General features: G+C 44.1%; 14 protein-coding genes. 10 read left to right on the forward strand and 4 right to left on the reverse strand.

Annotated elements, in window-relative coordinates:
* Positions 1–94: 94 nt before the first annotated feature.
* Genes BBC0178_RS00630 through BBC0178_RS00645 form a run of 4 tightly spaced genes read left to right on the forward strand, consistent with a single transcriptional unit; the run spans position 95 to position 4,729 of the window.
* Entirely contained in the window at positions 95–1,207 is a 1,113-nt protein-coding gene (locus tag BBC0178_RS00630) for a DegT/DnrJ/EryC1/StrS family aminotransferase (RefSeq protein WP_077969868.1), read from the forward strand.
* A 50-nt stretch (positions 1,208–1,257) separates the two neighbouring features.
* Complete coding sequence (locus BBC0178_RS00635; RefSeq protein ID WP_149867386.1) at positions 1,258–2,472, forward strand: hypothetical protein; 1,215 nt, start codon at positions 1,258–1,260, stop codon at positions 2,470–2,472.
* Between the two features lie 26 nt (positions 2,473–2,498).
* On the forward strand, positions 2,499–3,563 hold the full coding sequence (locus BBC0178_RS00640) for a Gfo/Idh/MocA family protein (RefSeq protein ID WP_078040286.1): 1,065 nt from the start codon (positions 2,499–2,501) through the stop codon (positions 3,561–3,563).
* A 17-nt stretch (positions 3,564–3,580) separates the two neighbouring features.
* Positions 3,581–4,729, forward strand: a complete 1,149-nt coding sequence (locus BBC0178_RS00645) for an ATP-grasp domain-containing protein (protein WP_077969875.1) — start codon at positions 3,581–3,583, stop codon at positions 4,727–4,729.
* Here the strand turns inward: BBC0178_RS00645 and rfbD are convergent.
* The 4 genes from rfbD to rfbA are packed head-to-tail and all read right to left on the reverse strand — an operon-like array spanning position 4,717 to position 8,094.
* Positions 4,717–5,601, reverse strand: a complete 885-nt coding sequence (gene rfbD / locus BBC0178_RS00650; RefSeq protein ID WP_078038840.1) for a dTDP-4-dehydrorhamnose reductase — start codon at positions 5,599–5,601, stop codon at positions 4,717–4,719. The two genes, BBC0178_RS00645 and rfbD, sit on opposite strands and share 13 nt — an antisense overlap.
* Positions 5,602–5,616: 15 nt before the next feature.
* On the reverse strand, positions 5,617–6,651 hold the full coding sequence (gene rfbB / locus BBC0178_RS00655) for a dTDP-glucose 4,6-dehydratase (protein WP_078038841.1): 1,035 nt from the start codon (positions 6,649–6,651) through the stop codon (positions 5,617–5,619).
* Complete coding sequence (gene rfbC, locus BBC0178_RS00660; protein WP_078038842.1) at positions 6,648–7,220, reverse strand: dTDP-4-dehydrorhamnose 3,5-epimerase; 573 nt, start codon at positions 7,218–7,220, stop codon at positions 6,648–6,650. Before rfbC ends, rfbB begins: the two co-directional genes overlap by 4 nt.
* Positions 7,213–8,094 (reverse strand): glucose-1-phosphate thymidylyltransferase RfbA, encoded by an 882-nt coding sequence (gene rfbA / locus BBC0178_RS00665; protein WP_078038843.1) that lies wholly within the window; start codon positions 8,092–8,094, stop codon positions 7,213–7,215. Before rfbA ends, rfbC begins: the two co-directional genes overlap by 8 nt.
* Before the next feature lie 315 nt (positions 8,095–8,409).
* Here rfbA and ahcY point away from each other — a divergent pair, with 315 nt between their 5' ends.
* The 6 genes from ahcY (at position 8,410) to addA (ending at position 21,193) form a co-directional block, all read left to right on the forward strand.
* Complete coding sequence (ahcY, locus tag BBC0178_RS00670) at positions 8,410–9,807, forward strand: adenosylhomocysteinase (RefSeq protein ID WP_075869610.1); 1,398 nt, start codon at positions 8,410–8,412, stop codon at positions 9,805–9,807.
* 132 nt (positions 9,808–9,939) lie between these two features.
* On the forward strand, positions 9,940–12,423 hold the full coding sequence (locus tag BBC0178_RS00675; protein ID WP_078040287.1) for an ATP-binding protein: 2,484 nt from the start codon (positions 9,940–9,942) through the stop codon (positions 12,421–12,423).
* Positions 12,420–13,907, forward strand: a complete 1,488-nt coding sequence (tsaE, locus tag BBC0178_RS00680; RefSeq protein ID WP_078038844.1) for a tRNA (adenosine(37)-N6)-threonylcarbamoyltransferase complex ATPase subunit type 1 TsaE — start codon at positions 12,420–12,422, stop codon at positions 13,905–13,907. The genes BBC0178_RS00675 and tsaE overlap by 4 nt, the downstream gene beginning before the upstream one ends.
* Before the next feature lie 4 nt (positions 13,908–13,911).
* Positions 13,912–14,631, forward strand: coding sequence for a nucleotidyltransferase family protein (locus BBC0178_RS00685; RefSeq protein ID WP_078038845.1), 720 nt, complete (start codon positions 13,912–13,914; stop codon positions 14,629–14,631).
* Positions 14,628–17,714 carry a double-strand break repair protein AddB gene (gene addB, locus BBC0178_RS00690; protein ID WP_078038846.1) on the forward strand — a complete coding sequence of 1,029 codons (3,087 nt, stop codon included), beginning with the start codon at positions 14,628–14,630 and terminating at the stop codon, positions 17,712–17,714. Before BBC0178_RS00685 ends, addB begins: the two co-directional genes overlap by 4 nt.
* A complete protein-coding gene (gene addA / locus BBC0178_RS00695) occupies positions 17,711–21,193 on the forward strand; it encodes a double-strand break repair helicase AddA (protein ID WP_078038847.1) in 3,483 nt (1,160 codons plus the stop codon). Before addB ends, addA begins: the two co-directional genes overlap by 4 nt.
* The last annotated feature ends 24 nt before the right edge of the window (positions 21,194–21,217 follow it).

The raw sequence follows: 21,217 nt of genomic DNA on the forward strand, positions 1-21,217 counted from the left end.
ATAGAGTTTATGGGTGCTTAACGAAATATCCAGCTTATATATTTAGTTTTAGCACTGATAATTTCTCAACTTCTCTATGAACGGAGTTTGATTTTTGCCTCGTCCTTTATATGTTGCTCGTCCCCTTTTACCGGATATAAACGATTTCGAATTAGTCTTGAAAGAAATATGGAAAAGCAGAGTGGTTACTAACGGAGGGCCATTACATAACAAGCTTGAAGCGGAGCTGCAGAAATATCTGGATGTCCCCACTGCAATGCTTTTTAACAACGGAACCATGGGACTGCTTGTTGCATTGAAAATGTTCGACTTTCCAAAGGAAAGTGAAATTATCACTACACCGTTAACTTTTGCTGCTACAGCTCATGCAATCAAGTGGAATGGTTTTAAACCGGTTTTTGCAGATGTTGATCCGAATACCTTAACATTGGATCCAGCTTCGGTGGAGAAGGCTTTAACCGCAAAAACTGCTGCTATATTGGCTGTACATGTTTATGGTACTGTATGTGATGTTGATAAGCTTCAGGAAATAGCTACAAAACATAATTTGAAGCTCATTTACGATGCTGCTCATGTGTTTGGCACGAAAATTAATGGACAGGCAATCGGAAAATTTGGTGACGCATCTGTTTTTTCATTTCATGCCACGAAATTATTCAACACGATTGAAGGTGGCCTTATAGCGACTCCACATAAATCTTATCAACAAACGATTTATAATTTGCGCAATTTTGGAATCAAAAATGAAGAAGAAGTTGTATCTATTGGCTTGAACGGTAAAATGAACGAGTTGCAAGCTGCAATCGGTCTGTTGAATTTGCCACTAGTTGAGAAAGAACGTTCAATTAGGAGATCGTTGCGACAAGAGTATTGCTCGCGATTGGAGGGTATCAAAGGCATTACATTGCCACCGTGCCAAAAAGGGGTGTTTAATTCGGAGCAATATTTTCCGTTGGTCATTGACGAAGAAGTTTTCGGGAGAAGTAGGGATGAAATTTATGATGCTTTGAAAAAGAAGCAGATATTTACTCGTAAATACTTCCATCCTATTTGCACCGATTTTTTGCCTTATAAAGGTTATGGTATTGTTACTGCAAGAGATCATGCATATGCAAATGTGGTAAAGCATAGGGTCTTGTGTCTACCATTCCATAGTGCAGTAGAACAAGATGACATTACTGATATCTGTAATGAATTTTTAAAGTAAGATTACGTCTATAACAGTCGATACGAAATTATAATAGGTGACTTAGTTAAATGCTAATTTATAGACTTTGTAAATTTCACGCAAATCTCGTTGCAATGTTTGCGGGGAAAAAAGAGAAACGGCGCAGAAAACGCAAACAAATATTAGATAAATATGCATTAGAATTTTTAAAAAAACCACAGAATTTTGATCTGATAAAAATACAAGAGCTTACCCAAGATATATATTTCCCCTTGGATCTAGAAAGTGCGGAACGCATAATTATAATCCTTGTACCGGAGTGGAACGACATGAGCGGCGGCATTTATTCCATGTTTTCAATTGCAGCTCATTTGCGTCGTATGAAGCCTAAGCATGGTTATGACGTTGTCATAATGACTCGTCCTAATAAGCAAGATCTGACTTATTTCAGAAATTCGAATTTTATTAATAGTGAAAATGTGTATCGTTTTTCACAAATAGAACGCCTAAAGAACGTCAAAGAGATATATTTACAAATACCAGAATATGTAACTGTTGACTTTGTAGATAATTTAACGGACGATGAATTCAATTTCCTATCACATGTAAAAAAACTCGATATAAATATTCTCAATCAAAATATAAAGTTGATGCCAGAGGAAGAGAAATTCTGGCCGCTCAGAAGAATCGCGGATTCGGTAACTCAATCAGTGGCACATCACGCATATTTCAGTCAAAAGATGGCAGACAAATATGATTTACCAACTCTACTTTTGCCTGCGTATACCGATTTATCAAATTATCCCAAGACATCATTCGAAGAAAAAAAGAAATTAATCATATATTCTCCGGATTCAGCTCCTTTTAAAGAGGTCGTTCTGAATAAAATCAGAAAAAACTTGCCAGAATTCCAGTTATTAGAAATCAAAGATATAACCTTTGATAAATATATGGAATACGCCACTGATTGTATGTTTTCTATATCATTTGGCGAAGGATTTGACGGATACGTTGCACAACCTATTTATCAGGGTGGGCTTGGTCTTACGGTATATAACGAAGATTTTTTCCCTTCAAAAAAGTATAAAGACTATCCGGTTTTCTTTGAATCCAGTAAAGCAATGCAAAATGAAATATGCGAAAAGATATTGTATTTTTCAAAACATCCTGACGCTTATAAAAAGCTGAACAGGAAAATTGTTGAAGAATTTAACAAACTATATAACTACGATGAATACGTCGAACAAATACGAAAGTTAGCAGACAAAAAGTTTGAAATTTTTCCTTCACAGAAATTGAAATAAGTACAAAGTGCTTGAAGGCAGGCAATATGGCTGAACAACTGAAATTACTCCTATCCGGACCCGGACTTATTGGTCATAAACATGCCCAATTAATAAAAGACTTGCCCGATGCAGAGCTTGTTGCCGTTGTTGCACCCGAGTCAAGTGAGAATATAGAGTTTGCGCGACAATATAATGTAAAGCTTTATGTCGATATAAATAAGGCTCTTGATAGAGAGCATGTTGATGGTGTCATTATTAGCTCACCTAACGAATATCATTATGCTCAAGCGTTATCTTGCATTGAAAGGCACATTCCTGTGTTGGTTGAAAAGCCAATTACAGAAAATATTAAACAATCATTGCAGCTTTATAAAAGAGCAAAACAGCTGAACGTTCCGGTACTAGTAGGACATCACCGTACCTATAATCCACTTTTGGAAACAGTTAAAACTTTTATGGAATCTGACAAATTTGGCGAACTTGTCACCTTTTCAGGTAGCGTGCTTTTTTATAAGCCCAATCAATATTTTATTGACGGACCGTGGAGGACAAAAAAAGGCGGGGGTCCGATCCTTATTAACCTCATCCATGAAATTGGCTTGGTGCGGTATCTTTGCGGTGAGATTAAGGAAGTATTTGCAATAGCAAGTAACCGGATACGGGGATATGAGGTTGAGGATACCGCAGCTATAACATTGGTATTCAAGAACGGTGCTCTGGGTAATTTTATACTGTCCGATACGGCGGCGAGCAATCAGAGTTGGGAATTGACAACCGGAGAAAACCCCGATTACCCTAAACATGACGATGCCAATTGCTACCATTTTGCCGGTACAAATGGTTCAATCGATTTTCCGACAATGTCAGCAAGATATTATCCTCTTGGCAGTGAGAGATCCTGGTGGTCAAGCTTCAAATACGAAAAACTCCAGCGCATTGAGGGTCCTTCTTTAAAGTTGCAAATGTTACACTTCCTGGATGTAATTAAAAATGGTCGTGATCCTAGAGTAAGCGCAATGGACGGGCATATGAATTTGGTAGTCGTTTCTGCAATATTAAAATCAATAGAAACAAAAACGATTGTGAATGTTGATGAAGATGCATTGTGAGGCAAGATATTAATATTATGAAGATACTTCTTGTTGATACAGGATTTTCATCATTACCGGTTTATAAGTTTTTGAGGCAGTGCACTGATGAAGTGTGGGCCATTGGAAACCGTGCTGAGGACGTAATTGCAAAGCATGCCGGAAAACGCTGGATAAAACAAGATTATAGTAAAATTCATGATGTTGCTAAAATCATTGATAAATTTGACTTTATAGTACCCGGTTGTACAGATGTATCAATGGATACATGTGTGAAAATCACATCGAACAACAAGTTGCTCGATTCTGTCCAGGTTAATGATATTTTGAATCGCAAATCGCTGTTCAGGTCGGTTTGTAAGAAACTGGATCTACCTTGTCCACGGTTGATAGATCCGGAGGATTTGCCTCTGGAAGGCAAATTTATCTGTAAGCCGGTGGATAGCTTTAGTGGCCGTGGTGTTACTATTTTTGAAGGGAAAGATATTAAGCAATTTGAAAAGGCCGCAGAAATTGCGCGTTTATCCAGTCCCAGCAGCGATTTTCTTATAGAAAGCTATATTGAAGGACAACTTTATAGTTGTTCCGGATTTATCGAAAATGAAAGTTTGACAGATCATTTTTTTGTAAGGGAAGGATGTTCGGCCAATCCCTATGCTGTAGATACAAGTTATGTTGTCGAGGCAATGGATAAGACCGCTGAAAGTGTTCTTGTAAAAGCAATTGAAAAATTGGCTGAACATTTGAAGCTGAAAGACGGTTTGCTGCATGTGCAATTCATCTTGTCCGATACCGGTCCGATGATTATTGAGGCAACGCGTCGTTGTCCGGGAGATCTTTACTCATTGCTTATTGAACGTTCAACAGGTTTTGAATATGCGGCTAAATATGCTTCCTATCACTTGGGAAAAACGTTTTATGCAACGAGTAAATTCAGTAAACCGATTGTTAGGCACACTGTTACCGCTGACGATGTTTGTATATTCGATGGGCTAAATTTGAAAAAAGATATTCTGCTTCGTGCTTTTTATCCCTTGTCAATGTTGGGTTCCAGTTTACAACCCAAGCAAAAGGATCGGGCGGGAATTTTATTTTGTGAAGCGCAAAATAAAGATAGCATATTAAATATCTATGATTACTTTATGCAACGTCAAATATATGATGTTACAGATCCTCAATTGATGTGATCACTATAGTGGATGAAGTCATTAAAATACCACGTCCAGTTTTTACATGGAATGTTGAATGTTTGCTTGACCATATCACAATTCAAAACAGAGTTTTTGGGTCGCGTCGCAACTGTCTGATATGCCGCTTCGGTTACGTGAGGTATTTTACCGAATTTGGCTTGGAAACGGACTAACGAACTGAATATTGTTCTTGCAAAATCAGCCCAATTGGTTTTTCCATCAGGAACAAGATGAAAAATACCACGCCAGTTTTGTGGTGGAATTTTACCTGTTACTTGCTTGCTGATAGCAATAATATTGTTAGCAATAAAATCGGCACTTGTCGGAGTTCCCCACTGGTCACTCACAACGTTTATTTCGTCATGCGTTTGCGCCAGCCGGATCATCGTTTTAACAAAATTATTTCCAAATTGGCTATAAACCCAGGCGGTGCGCAAAATGATGTGGTTTGGATTGGCTTCCATTATAGCCCATTCGCCTTCGAGCTTGGAAAGGCCATAAACGTTCAGTGGTCCTGGAGCATCATCTTCCTTATAGCCATTTTCTTTCTGTCCGTTAAAGACATAGTCTGTCGAAATATGAATGATCGGCAAACCATTGTCTTGCCCAACTTCCGCAACATTTTTGGCACCGTCTCTGTTGACAGCAAATGCTTCCTGAATCTCGGTTTCGGCCTTATCGACAGCAGTATAGGCAGCGGCGTTGACAACGATGTCAGGCTTATAAACTTGAACAGCCTTTGCAATTGAAGTTTTATCGGTGATATCAAGTTCAGGTCGACCAAGTGCAACAATTTCAACGTCTTCTTGTGTCGAATGCAGCATAGATTGCGCAACTTGACCGTTTCTTCCGGTAACCAGAATTTTCACAGTTGTTCCCCCTTTTCAAGCGATTTTTGCGCGTTCTTTTAACGGCTGCCACCACCATTTATTATCAAGATACCACTGGACTGTTTTCTTCAAACCTGTGTCAAAGGTCTCCTGCGGTTTCCAATGAAGTTCTGTCATGATTTTTGTTGGATCAATCGCATAACGCCTGTCATGTCCGGCTCGGTCTTTAACAAATGTAATGAGTTCCCGATAGGATTTTCCATTTGCACGGGGCTTGAGTCCATCAAGAATGTCACAGATAGATTCGACAACCTGAAGATTGGTTCGTTCATTATGTCCACCAACATTATAGCTTTCGCCTATTTCGCCATGGCAGACAATTGTTTCCAAAGCCCGTGCGTGGTCCTCGACATAAAGCCAATCGCGAATATTCTTTCCCTCACCATAAATAGGCAGTGGCTTTTCATCAAGCGCGGAGAGAATAACAAGCGGAATAAGTTTCTCGGGAAAATGGTATGGACCATAATTATTTGAACAATTGGAAATAACAGTTGGCACCCCATAGGTATGATGCCAAGCACGCACCAAATGATCCGATGAGGCTTTCGAGGCAGAATAGGGAGAAGACGGGTTATACGGTGTTTGTTCGGTAAAAATACCGCTGTCGAAAGGCAGATCTCCGAACACTTCATCGGTAGAGATATGGTGAAAGCGGAATGTCTTTTGTTTGCTATGATCCAATTTTTCAAAATAACGGCGCGCTGCTTCCAATAAACGAAAAGTACCTACGATATTTGTCTCAATGAACGCCGATGGACCGAGAATCGATCGATCTACATGACTTTCAGCTGCAAGATGCATAATGGCGTCGATTTGTTCGTTTTTCAAAATTTCAAAAACAGCATTACTGTCACAGATATCCAATTGATAGAAATGATAGTTTTGTTTACCAGCCAATGTTTTTAAAGATTGAAGATTTCCTGCATAGGTCAGCTTATCAACATTAAAAACATCATATCCCTTATTAACAAGATGTCGGCACAATGCTGACCCGATAAAGCCTGCACCGCCAGTCACAAGAATTTTCACTTTGTCATCTCCGCAAAATCGAAGAGCTCTGCATCTTTTAAAAATGGTGCATTTTTGTCTTTTTCCGAAAGCTCGACATGGGTAAGGTCGATCGGCCAACTGATCGCTATGTCAGGATCGTCAAAACGAATAGAGCGATCACATTCGGGAGCATAATAGTCTGTTACTTTATAAACAAATTCACAATTGTCCTCAAGTGTTAGAAACCCGTGTGCAAACCCCGCAGGAATATAGAACTCGTTCCATTTTTCAGGTGAAAGTTCAACACTTGTCCATTTGAGAAAAGTTGGTGAACCGCGTCTTATATCAACTGCAACGTCAAATACACGTCCTCGTGTTACACGAACGAGTTTTGTTTGCGCGTGTGGAGTAAGTTGGTAATGCAATCCTCTTAAAGTACCGGCTTTAGCAGAATAAGACTGGTTGTCTTGAACGAAAATGTCGTTGATACAATGAGCTGAAAAATCTTTGGCATTATAAGTTTCAGAAAAAAAACCGCGATTATCTCCGAATTTTTTAGGCTGAATTATAAAAACATCGGGAATAGGCGTTTTATTGACTTCAATCATTACCGATCTCCGTAACAAGACGTTTCAAATACTCTGCATAGCCGGTTTTTCCTAGCTGATCAGCCCGTTGTAAAACCTGATCTGCTGTCAGATAGCCGTTATTATAAGCGATTTCTTCTGGACACATCACCTTGACGCCCTGTCGTTTTTCAATCGCTCTAACATAAGACGATGCGTCATGAAGGCTATCATGAGTACCCGTATCAAGCCATGCGTATCCGCGTCCAAGTCGGACAACCTGTAAACGCTTTTCAGCAAGATATAAGCTATTGATATCGGTTATCTCGAGTTCTCCACGAGCAGAAGGTTTTAAATCTCGTGCAAATGAAACAACATCATTGTCATAAAAATAAAGTCCGGTAACAGCCCAATTGGATCGTGGTTTTTCCGGCTTTTCAACGAGTGATTCTGCCATGCCTGTTTGCTTATCGAAACTTACAACGCCATATCGTTCAGGATCATCGACACGATAGGCAAATACGGTTGCACCGTTTTTAAATGATTTCGCTTTTTCAAGCTGGTTCGCAAGACCGTGCCCGAAAAAAATATTATCACCAAGTACAAGTGACACATGGTTATCTTCAATGAAGTTTTTGCCAATTTTAAAGGCTTCGGCAAGGCCATTCGGATGGGCTTGTTCGGCATAGGAAAAATTAATTCCGTAAGCGCTGCCATCGCCTAGTAAATGATGAAAGAGCGGGAGATCACGCGGCGTCGATATAATAAGGATATCACGGATTCCTGCCAGCATAAGAACACCAAGCGGATAATAGATCATCGGTTTATCATAGATCGGCAAAAGTTGCTTTGAAATTCCCAAAGTCGCCGGATAGAGTCTTGTTCCGCTCCCGCCAGCAAGAATAATCCCCTTCATACCGATAGCCTCATTTGATTAGTTTTTTTGAAAATAAGGAAAATGCTATTTAGGTGTTTCACGAAATATATCCACAAAGAGTTCGAGAAAAAATCAAATCACAAATTCCAATATCTATTATAACAGTGTTTATCATAAAACCAATAAAGGCGCATCTATATAACCAAAACATAAGCGTAATTTTAGCCGCTTATGACTGTTTTTTAGTCACCTGTCAAAATTACATTTGGCATAAAGATCTCTTTATATCCCTGTTGCGCCATTGTGCGACATCTGTTAAATCACCGGAAGCTAAAAATCTTCAAGGAGTGCATAATGGCTGCCAAAGAATATATTATCAAGGATATCGGCCTTGCCGACTATGGTCGCAGAGAACTCGATATTGCCGAAACTGAAATGCCGGGGCTAATGGCCTGCCGTGAGGAATTCGGCTCCTCTCAACCGTTGCGTGGCGCACGCATTTCCGGTTCGCTGCACATGACAATCCAGACAGCCGTTCTGATCGAAACATTGAAAATGATCGGTGCAGATTTGCGCTGGGCCTCATGTAATATTTTTTCAACGCAGGATCATGCTGCCGCAGCAATTGCTGCAGGTGGTACACCTGTTTTTGCAGTCAAGGGCGAAACGCTTGAACAATATTGGAGCTATACCGATGCTATTTTTCAATGGCCGGACGGCAAGCCTTCAAATATGATTCTTGATGATGGCGGTGATGCAACAGCTTATATCCTGACCGGTGCCCGCGCCGAAGATGGAGAAGATGTTCTTTCAAAGCCGGAATCCGAAGAAGAGGCAATCTTTTTTGCCCAAATCAAGAAACGTATGAAAGAAACACCCGGCTTCTTCACCCGTCAACGTGATGCCATCAAAGGCGTGACCGAAGAGACAACGACAGGTGTTCATCGCCTCTATCATTTACAGGAACAAGGGTTGCTTCCGTTCCCTGCTATCAACGTCAATGACAGCGTGACAAAATCCAAATTCGACAACCGTTATGGCTGTAAAGAATCGCTGGTTGACGGTATTCGCCGTGGTACCGACGTGATGATGGCCGGTAAAGTTGCTATTGTTTGCGGCTATGGCGATGTCGGTAAAGGCTGTGCCGCTTCCCTTTCTGGTGCTGGTGCGCGCGTCAAGGTTACCGAAGTTGACCCGATTTGTGCCTTGCAGGCAGCTATGGATGGCTATGAGGTTGTAACACTCGAGGATGCTGCACCGACTGCCGACATTATCATTACGGCAACGGGAAACCGTGACATTGTTCGCCTTGAACATATGCGGGCAGTCAAGGATATGTGCATTATCGGCAATATCGGACATTTTGATAATGAAATTCAGGTCGCTTCACTGAAAAACCTGAAATGGACGAATATCAAGCCGCAAGTCGACATGATTACATTTCCGGATGGAAAACGTATCATCCTTCTTTCGGAAGGACGTCTGCTTAATCTCGGCAATGCAACAGGGCATCCTTCTTTTGTTATGTCGGCGTCTTTCACCAACCAGACATTAGCCCAGATCGAATTGTTCACACGTGGCGAGAATTATAAAAATCAGGTCTATGTTTTGCCGAAACATCTTGATGAAAAAGTTGCCCGTCTGCATCTTGATCGTCTTGGTGTCAAACTGACAACGCTGTCGGAAGAGCAGGCTGCCTATATCGGTGTTTCGGTCGAAGGTCCGTTCAAGCCTGATCGCTATCGCTACTAAAACCGGTTTGGCTGAAAGAAGCTAATCCATATTGTTTTTAAAGGTCGGGCAGAAATGCCCGACCTTTGTTTTTTTGAAGATACTTCACCTGAAAAGCATAGACATGTATGGTTAAGCCTGATTCGGCTAAATATGATCGAGAAGTCAACTTTGCAGGCTAGAGGTGGATATAAGAGCAAATTATTGTCGGGGATTTTCTCGAGTCCGGCTGCTTTTGCCTGTTTTTCTGTAAATCCTTTGAAGAGTGATGCTGCAGCCACTGATGTGCTTCCCGATTTCGGAAGTCTCGCACTTCAGACAGCAATTATCGGCGGAGTTATCGTTGCGGCATTGATTATTTGCCTCGCCATATTTTTCCGCCATTTTTCAAAAAGTTCTTCTGATCAGGAAAATAGCAATTCTGATAAATTTCAGGAAATCGACAATTACGAGCGCTTTCTCATGCATACGGGACAATGTGCGCTTATCTGGAAAACGCCTGCTGCTCTTCCTAAGATAATCGGTCATATGGCTACTTTAGATCGGCTGCAAGTAAAGCCGAAAGATATATTGCGTTTCGGGCAGTGGCTTGATGATAATGAAGTCCGTGTCCTTGATGAAGCTCTCAATCATTTGCGACATGACGGGCAATCTTTTGATCTTTATCTGAATACCAAACAAAAAACATTGGTTGAAGCAACCGGTCTTATTGCAGGAACAGCTGCAATTTTGCGTTTTCAGGATCTTTCCGGCCAACAGGAACAGCTTGCCAAGCTTGAAAAAGATGCCGCTTTTACGAAGACGATGCTTGCAATGCGTAATGTTCTTCTTGAAGCGCTTGATGAACCTGTCTGGCTCGTCAATCGCGATAACAGAATTATCTATGCCAATCGTGCGTTTCAGAAGGCAAGCGGTTACGACCCCGAAAAAGTGCAAGAAACCTCTCTGTTTAATGAAGCAACACGTCAGAAACTCTTAGAAAATAAGCCGCTTTTCAAAGGGCCGGCCTATGCCATTGTCGAAGGGGATCGGAGGCTCCTTGAAGTCACACAAGTGACGTCAGATGATGGTGTTGCAACATTTGCTCACGATATCAGCGCCATGGAAGAAATGTCGGAAGAAATGAAGCGGATGGCGCGTGGACATTCCGAAACACTTGACCAGATTTCAACGGCAGTTGCCATTTTCGGTCCCGATCAAAAACTGAAATTTGCCAATCAGGCTTTCGCAACACTCTGGCCGTTGGATACGGTTTTTCTGGAAAGCGAACCCAGTCATACTCTTCTTCTTGATCGTTTGCGGGAAGAAGGCATTATTGCTGAAAAGCCGGATTGGAGAGGGTGGAAGGAAGAGCTTTTTTCTGCTTATCGTTCGGGTGAACCAAGCCAGCAAATCTGGAATTTGCCGGATGGTCGCACGCTCAGGGTTCTCGCAAGTCCTCATCCGCAAGGCGGCGTGACATGGCTTTTTGAAAATCTCACTGAAAAAATAGATCTTGAACGGCGTTATAACAGCCTCATTGAAATGCAAGGCGAAACGCTGGACCATCTTTCCGAAGGTGTCGCTTTGTTTGGTCCGGACGGGCGTATGCGTCTTTCCAATCCGGCACTCGCCAAATTATGGTCTTTACCCACCGAATTGACCGTTGAAGGAACGCATATTTCAAAACTTCAGGAGAATTGCGCAAAAAAGACAACGAGCAATGCATGGGATACATTCGGTGCATTTATAACCGGTTTTAGTGAAAATCGGGATGCCATTTCGGGGCGTATGGATTTAACAAACGATGTTATTCTTGATTATGCCTTGGTGCCTCTGCCGAACGCGCAGACTATGATGACCTTTGTCAATGTGACGGATACGGTCAATATCACCCGTGCATTGCAAGAAAAGAACGATGCATTGCGCAGTGCCGACGCATTGCGCAGCGAGTTTGTTCGCCATGTGTCTTATGAATTGCGCACGCCCCTTACCAATATTATCGGCTTTTCGGATATTTTACAGAGCGGACTTTTCGGCACTCTTAATTCCCGCCAGCAGGAATATCTCAAGCATATCGCTTCTGAATCAGGTGCGCTTCTTGATATCGTCAATGATATTCTCGATCTTGCCAAACTTGATGCCGGCATTATGGAACTTGATATTAAAGATGTCGATATTGCCGCTTCAATGGCTTTTGCAACAGAACGAACGAAAGAGCGTCTCGGTGCCCGTCCGGTACAAATTGAAGAAAAAATTGAAGACGGCCTCACGACGATTCCGGCAGATCAGGCAAGGCTACGGCAGATTTTTGTCAATGTATTGAGCAATGCCGCCAATTTTGCGCCTGACAATAGTGTCATTACCTTTTCTGCCAAAAAGGATGGAAACGACATTGTCTTTTCTGTCCATGATGACGGAGCAGGAATTCCGGAAGAAATTCTTGATACTGTTTTCAAGCGATTTTCATCCCATGCCCATCATGGTTCACGTGCCGGAGCAGGGCTTGGTCTTTCGATCGTTAAAAGTTTTGTCGAACTTCATGGCGGCAGTGTCGCGATAGAGACCGGAAATGCTAAAGGAACAACTGTTTTTTGCCGCTTTCCAGCCAAACGCCCTTCGCCCGCAACGTTGCTTCAATCAGAGGAAACAGAATGATTTTCAGTTTATTTCTTGAAGATGAAAAAGCAACCGAACGCTTTGGCGAGGATTTTGCGCTAGCTCTTGAAAAAGGTAATCTCGTTACGCTTGAAGGCGACCTTGGAACAGGGAAAACATCACTGTCCCGTTCTATTGTTCGCACATTAGCAGATGATGACGGGATGGATGTTCCAAGTCCAACCTTCACACTTGTTCAAGTCTATGACATGCCCAAATTTAGCCTCACCCATGCCGATCTTTATCGCATTAACGAACCGGAAGAAATTGACGAACTTGGCTTTGAAGAAGCGCGAGAGGCCGGGGTTGTTCTTGTCGAATGGCCGGAAAAAGCTCAAGGAGAATTGGGAAAAGCAGATTTTGCCATTTTTCTTGAACATCAGGGAAATGGTCGAAAAATAACGATTGAGGCGGAAGGCCGTGCTGCCGACAGGCTCCAACGTTCGCTTGAAATAAGAGAATTTTTAAAATCCAATCACCGTGGCAATTTCAAACGCCGTTATTTTACCGGTGATGCTTCGGCGCGTTCCTACGAGATTATTTATGGCAAGGATGGTCATGAGATTTTGATGAATGCGCCGGCAATGGAAATGCCGGAACAAAGTGGCCAGTCTTACGGGAAAATTGCCCATCTTGCCACATCGGTCAGCCAGTTTGTCGGCGTTGACCGGCTGATTTTAAAAAATGGTTTTGTAGCGCCAAAAATTCTAGCGCAAGATTTAAAAAACGGTTTGCTCATTACCGACGATCTCGGGCGGGACGGCGTGCTTGATGAAGAGAGGAAGCCGATTGAAAACCGCTATATCGAATCGGGAAAATTGCTTTCTTCATTTCACCAGAAAGAGTGGCCAAAACATCAAAAATTCGATGATCTGACACTTGATATACCGGCTTATGATCGGAGTGTTTTGCAGGCCGAAGTTTCTCTTCTTCTTGACTGGTATTTACCTTATTCAACCGGAAGAAATGCAAGTCATTCCCTGAAGGAAGAGTTCCATCGGCAATGGGAGCCGTTTTTTGAAATTTTTGAACAGGCAGAACGAAGTTTTGTTATGCGCGATTATCATTCGCCAAATATTATCTGGCGGGAGAATGAGCAGGGCTTGAAAAAAATAGGTCTCATTGATTTTCAGGACGGGCAAATTGGCCCGACAGCCTATGATGTTGTGTCACTCGCCCAGGATGCGCGTGTTGCTATTAGCCGCTCGCTTGAGGAGCGTATTATCAAGGCTTATTGCGATGAACGCAAAAAGGGCGCGCGTATCTTTGATGAAGAACAGTTCAAACTCGTCTATGCTATTGCCGGTGCGCAACGCGTTTCCAAAATTCTCGGCATTTTTGTTCGTCTTGACAAGCGTGATGGCAAGCCCGCTTATTTGAAACATTTGCCGCACTGCCGCGATTATTTGAAGCGCAATCTTGAACATCCGGCCCTTTCATCATTGCGTCAATTTTATATTGCCTCGAAACTGGTTGAAGAGTGATAAAATGAAAATAACACATGCCATGGTGCTTGCTGCGGGGCTTGGCACCCGCATGCGGCCATTGACTTTCAAAACACCGAAACCACTGGTAAAAATTGCCGGTCGAAGTCTTTTGAACCGCGCTCTCGACGCCCTTGAAAAAGCCGGTGTCGAGGAAGCGGTGGTCAATGTCCATTATCTTGCCGATTCCATCGAAAGTCATGTCGAAAGCCGTAAAAAACCGCATGTAACCATTTCGGACGAGCGTACGGAACTTCTCGATTCTGCCGGAGGCGTGGTGAAAGCTTTGCCACTTTTGGGAGAAAATCCGTTTTTTGTTCTTAACGCCGATACATTCTGGGTCGACCATGGCACGCCAACGCTTGAAGCAATGGCAAACCGCTTTGACCCCGAAAAAATGGATATGTTGCTTATGACGGTTAAACGCGTGCAGGCAGCGGGTCCGGAAAAAGGTGATTTCCTGATTGGTGAAGGTCAAAAACTTGTTCGCGCACCTGCAAATGCACCGGAAGCGGTTATTTATGGTGGTGCACTTATTGTAAATCCGAAAATATTTTCATTTGCAAAAATCGAACCGCAATCGCTCAACCTCTATTTTGACGAGGCGATAGCCCGTGGTCGCCTTTATGGTTTTCCTTTGGATGGCAACTGGTATACTGTCGGGACAATTGCAATGATTAGCAAGGTTGAGGAGCTGATGCGCCAAAGGGGGGAAATCGCGTGAAAGACAAGCCGAAGCTGTTTTCGATTTCGAGCGGTGCGCCGTTTTTGCCGACTTTTGTTGATGCACTTCTTTCGGGACGCTTGATTAAAGATTTCGGCAAAGACGGCAATATCCAGAAAGCTTTGGCAGATACCCTTATCTATGTTCCCACTCGTCGTGCCGCGCGTGCGCTACGCTCCTGCTTTGTGGAGATGAGTACGACACATTCAAGTTTCTTGCCGACAATTCGCCCTTTGGGCGATGTTGATGAAGACACCGCTTTTTTCCTTGATAATGGAGCGGCAGCTTTATCGCTCAATCCGAAAATTGGCGATGTCGAGCGGCTCTTGTTATTGGCGCGTCTCATTCGTCCGTGGCGGGAGAATTTGCCCGCCCATGTGCGCTCGCTCTTCGGCAGTGAAGATATTATCATACCGGCCAATACAGCCGATGCGATCTGGCTTGCCGAAGATCTCGCCCGTTTGATGGACGAGGTCGAGACAGAGTCCGCCGATTGGGCAAAGCTTAAAGATATTGCCCCCGATATGGTCGCCGAATGGTGGCAGGTGACACTTGATTTTCTTGAAATTGTAACAAAAACCTGGCCTGATATTCTTGCCGAACGGCAAAAAATAAATCCGGCAGAATGGCGCAATCAGGCTATTCGGGCGGAAACTGAAAGGCTTTTACGTAACAAACCGCGTGATCCCGTTATTGTGGCCGGTTCCAATGGCTCGATTCCGGCTATTGCCGATTTGCTGAAAGTGGTAAGCGGATTGGAAAATGGTGCGGTTGTTTTGCCAGGCCTCGACCTTGCCATGGATGATGCCCAGTGGGCAGCACTTGATGAAACGCATGATGACCCCTCCATTTTCGGCCATCCGCAATATAGCTTCAAAAAATTGTTCGACCGCATGAAACTGACAAGAAATGTCGTTGACGAGATCGGAGCGCCTTCGGAAAACAAGAAAAAACGCGCTGCAATTTTATCCGAAGCATTGCGACCGGCAGTCACCACCGACACATGGTCACAATTGAAACGTGATGGTTTTGATGAAATTTTTGCCGATGTCTCTTTGATCGAGGCCGCCAATGAGCGTGAAGAGGCTTTGGCTATCGCAGTTGCGCTAAGGCAAGCAATTGAAGACAAAAAGAAAACGGCCGCACTTGTGACGGGGGACAGAAATCTTGCCCGCCGTGTTGTTGCCGAACTCAAACGTTTCGGCATCGAGGCCAATGATTCCGGCGGCGTTCCTTTAAGCGAAGTGTTACCGGCAACTTTGTTGCGGCTCATTTTACAAACTTTGTTTCAACCTGGTGATCCGGTGGCTTTCCTGTCGCTTTTGAAACACCCTTTGACATCGCTTGGATATGAACGCGGAGCTTTACGAAAAATTGCCGAGCGTTTCGAGCTCTTTGCATTAAGAGGGGGAACCGGACGAATCAATATTGCAACCTGTGAGCAGTTTGTTGAAGAACGTCTTCTTGCTCTCACAACAGATGAAAACGGGACGAGCGATATTGATACCGATATGATCGAGGAAGCAAGAAATCTTGCGTCTGCACTGGTGAAAGCCGTTCAGCCATTGGTGGCATTGATGGCAAAAAGCGAACCGCAGTCGGTGAACGAAGTTGCCCGTGCCACGACTGAAGTTCTGGAAAATTTCGGGGCTAACGAGCAGGGTTCATTTCACGCGCTTTATGCCGGTGAAGCGGGAAAAGCCATTATATCTTTACTGCGTGATCTTGTTGCCGATCAATCCGGCCTTACGTTTGACATTTCCGAATGGCCGGCCATTCTTGAAGCTTTGATGGCAGCGCGTTCGGTCAGCCCCTCTGCCGGTGGTCATCCCCGTCTTTTTATCTGGGGTGCATTGGAATCACGATTGCAAACGGTTGATACAATGGTCATCGGTGGCTTGAATGAAGGGTCTTGGCCGGCGACAGCTCGCAATGACCCGTTCATGTCACGGCCGATGAAAATGACATTGACACTTGACCCACCGGAGCGACGGATCGGTTTGGCTGCCCATGATTTCCAGATGGCTATGGGCATGGATAAAGTCATTATGAGCAGGGCATTGAGAGTTGATAATGCCCCTTCTGTGCCGTCGCGCTGGTTACAAAGGCTGGAAACAGTCGTGGGCGCCAAAGCGAGTGCTAATATGCGCGCTCATGGCGGGGTTTTTGTCCACTGGGCACGAGAACTCGATCGTCGCAAAAATGTCGATTTTATTGCGCGCCCATGCCCCACACCGCCATTGAAACAACGTCCGAAACATTTTTCTGTTACCGAAATCGAAACATTACGCCGCGACCCTTATGCAATTTATGCCAAAAAGGTTTTGCGCCTGAAGCCACTTGATGACCTAATCCATGATCCGTCGGTTGCCGAGCGTGGCACACTTTATCATGCAATTGTTGCGGGCTTTTCATTGCTGAAAATTGATCCGGAAAAACCGGATGCACTGCAAAAATTTCTTGAAATTGCGCGTGCCGAATTTGACCGGATGCAGCTTCCCCTTGATGTTGAAGCTATATGGTGGCCGCGTTTTGAAATTCTTGCGCCATCAATCATCGCGTGGGAAAAAGGACTTTCTCCACGCGAAAGATATGTCGAAATTTCAGCCCGTCCGGTTCATATTGTGCCGGAAGGAGCGACTCTTTCAGGGCGCGCCGACCGCATAGATGTGTTGGATAGACATTTTGCCGAAATTCTTGATTTCAAAACCGGCTCGACTCCTTCCGCAAAACAGGCGGCGACACTCATGGCACCGCAATTGGCGTTGGAAGCAGCTCTTTTGTCGCGCAATGCCTTTGTTCCGCTTAAAAATATCAAACCGTCCGAACTTGCCTATATCCGTTTGAATGCCCACGGCGAAGTAAAAGAAGAGCGCATTTCTCTCACAGCCAAAAAAACCGCAATCGAACTTTCCGAAGAAGCATGGGCAAGATTGGGTGAACTGGTGGAATATTATCAAAATCCCGCCCATGGCTATTTGTCGCGGGCAATGCCACCTTTGACCACTTATGAAGGCGATTATGACCATTTGGCGCGGGTTCTTGAATGGTCGGCCGGTTCTGATACGGCAGGTGAAGAATGACCAAACGCGAAATTCCTGAAGATGCCATTAAAAATCAGACGGCCGCTTCAAATCCGCAAAGCAGTGCGTGGGTGTCTGCCAATGCCGGCTCCGGCAAAACCCATGTTTTGACGTTTCGGGTTATAAGGCTTTTATTGAATGGCACCGAACCGGCGCGGATTTTGTGCCTCACTTATACCAAAGCGGCCGCTGCTGTCATGCAAACGCGCATTTTCCAGACTCTTTCCGGCTGGACAGAGCTTGACGATGACAAATTGACAGAGGTGTTGATCGCGCTTGAGGGTAAAAAACCCGATACTAAAAGGCTTGACGAAGCGCGTAGACTTTTTGCCCGTGCTCTTGAAACACCGGGCGGGTTAAAAATCCAGACGATCCATGCTTTTTGTGAAGGCCTGCTTCACCAATTTCCTTTGGAAGCCAATATCGCCGGCCATTTCGAGATGATGGACGATCTCAAGCGTGACGAGTTTTTCAAAAATGCGCGCCGTGACTTGCTTGAAAAAGCTTATTTGCAAAAAAATAGTTCTCTTCATGACGCATTGATGCTGGTTTTGAAAACAGCAGGAGAAAATGGACTTTTTACGCTGTTAGACGAAGCAATTGAAAAACGGCAGGCTTTAAGGGCGTTTCTCACGCGTGTGAGTGGACCGGATGGCAAGCATATTCTGGAAAAAGCATTACAAATATCTCCGGAAGATACGGAAGAAAATCTCACTGATGAAATCCGTAAAACGGCGCTTCATTCGGAGGAGACTATTGAGGCATTCAAAAGTCTCGGCCACTCTTTCGCCCAAGATTTTGTTGAAAGATTGGAGCTTGTAGAAAAGGCGGATAATAGCGAGAGCATAAAATTTATCGAACTTGCCTATTTTACCCGTGGAAATCCGCGAAAAATAAGCAATTTGGCATCAAAAAAACTTCTTGCAGCTTTGCCATGGCTTGCAGACGATTTGTTAAAGCGTCAGGAAAAGCTCGCTTCCTATCTCGACAAGTTGCGACGTGTACGACTGGTACGGCTCAATTTGGCAGCCTTCAAGCTCTGTTACCGGCTTTTGGCGCGTTATGAAAGTTTGAAGAAAGCGGAAGGTTTGCTTGATTTCGATGATTTGATCGAGCGGGCGCTTAATCTGTTAAAACGCGACGGTGCAGGCCAATGGGTACAATATAAACTGGATAGGGGCATTGACCATATTCTGGTTGACGAAGCACAGGATACAAGCCCTTCCCAGTGGCAAATAATCCAGCTTCTTGCACAGGAATTTTTTGTCGGGGAAGGACAAAGAGAGGTCAATCGCACTGTTTTTGCCGTTGGTGACGAAAAACAGTCGATCTATTCCTTCCAAGGCGCTGTACCGGAAGATTTTGCAACGAATGGTCGCATTATCGAAAGAAAAGCCGAAGCCGTTGGCAAGTCTTTCGGCCACATACGTTTGAATTATTCCTTCCGTTCGACTGCCGATGTTTTAAAAAGTGTTGATCGGGTATTTGAAAAACCTGAAAATTATAAAGGTCTTTCAGCCGAAAATATCAAAACCGTGCATGAGCCGGTTCGCCGCAATGACCCGGGTGAAGTGGTGATCTGGGACAATATTGCGCCGACCGATGTAGAAGAACCGGAAGACTGGCGCAAACCTATTGACCAGCTTCATGCACCGGCTGTTCGCCTTGCCGAAGAAATAGCAACGACGATCAGCCATTGGCTTTATCATCATGAAATGCTTTCTGGTCAGGGAAGAGAAGTTAAAGCCAGTGATATTATGGTGCTGGTGAGAAAACGCGACCAGTTTGTTCCGGCTTTGGCGCGCGCATTGAAAAACCGCAATGTTCCGGTTGCCGGTGCCGACCGCTTGCGTCTGGCGAGCCATATTGCCGTGCGTGATTTAACGGCGCTTGCCCGATTTGTTCTGCAACCGCAGGATGACCTTTCTCTCGCATCCGTTTTGAAAAGCCCGCTTTTCGGACTTGATGAAGATGATCTTTATCATATTGCTATAAACCGTGAAGGAAGCCTGTTTAATAGCCTTGAAGCCCATAGTGAAGAGAAGCCCGAATTTGCAACTGTTCTGGCTTTACTCAAAAAATATAGAAACCTCGCCGATAAAACGCCTGTCTATGAATTTTATAGCCATATATTGAGCGAAGATCAGGGACGAGCAAAAATTCTCGCCCGATTGGGTTCGGAAGCAAGCGATGTCCTTGATGCGTTCATGGATTATACCTTATCCATCCAGAAAACCGGTTTGCCCGGTTTGCAGGCTTTTCTGGAAACAATCAAGCTTTCCGATCCGGAAATCAAACGTGAACTCGACCAGAACCGTGAAGAAGTCCGTATTATGACTGTTCATGCGGCAAAAGGGCTTGAAAGCGCCATTGTCTTTCTGGTCGATTCCGGTTCGCGTATCTGGAACGCGCAACATGAACCGAAATTCATCGAAATTGATGATCATGGCGAGAAGAGCTTTTTGTGGCAGCCCGCCAAGGAGTTCAAAACATCATTCGGTGACAATTATATCAATACGTTAAAATTAAAAGCCGAAGAAGAATATAGGCGCCTTCTTTATGTTGGCATGACACGGGCAGAAGACCGCCTTATTGTTTGTGGTTATCAGGGAAAGAATGTTGTTAGCGGGACATGGAGTGAACTTGTCGGTGAAGCATTGAAGCCGGTTTCGGAAGAAATTGCCGGACCTTCACCCGACATCAAGGCATGGCGTTATTGCGTGGATGACAACCGCACAAGTGTTGAAACAAAAACTGCGGAAGATGAAGCAGTCGTTCCGGCTTTTCCGCTTCCTTCCTATTTCCATAGACGTATGGAACCGGAAACCGATTTACCTAAGCCGCTTACCCCTTCAGGTGCTTCACTTGACATTGACGAGAATGCACCGGCGGCAAAAAATAATGTTACGATTTCGCCGGTTCTGGGAGAAAAACCGGCAAATTCTTCATTTGCTATCGAACGGGGGACGATCATTCACCGGCTTTTGCAGTATTTGCCGCAAATAAAGGAGGAAGACAGGCAAAGGCTTGCCCGTGCCTATCTTGAAAAAGCAGCACCTGAATGGAGCGAGGAACAAAGAGCGGATGCTTTTGAACAAACCTTCAAGGTTATGGATGATGAAGCACTGCGCCCCTTGTTTACCAAAGAAGCGCGTGCCGAAGTGACATTGATGGGAACTGTCACAATAAGGGGTAAAAAATACGTTGTTTCCGGACAAATAGACCGCCTCAATGATGGCGATGACACGATTGTTCTGGGAGATTTCAAAACCGGTCGTGCGCCAAAACGCGAGCAGCAAATTCCCGACAGCTACATGTTGCAAATGGCACTTTACCGGACGCTATTGATGAGCATTCATCCGGATAAGACCGTTAGAACATTGTTGATCTATAGTGACGGACCAAAAGTTTTTGAACTCGACGGCAAAAAACTCGATTTCATTATCAATAAAGAAAAAACTAATTCACCGGAACAATAAAGGGTGAAAAAGCTTGCTCTTGAC

The sequence above is a fragment of the Ditibartonella apihabitans genome (genome assembly GCF_002007485.1).
Lineage (GTDB): Bacteria > Pseudomonadota > Alphaproteobacteria > Rhizobiales > Rhizobiaceae > Bartonella > Bartonella apihabitans.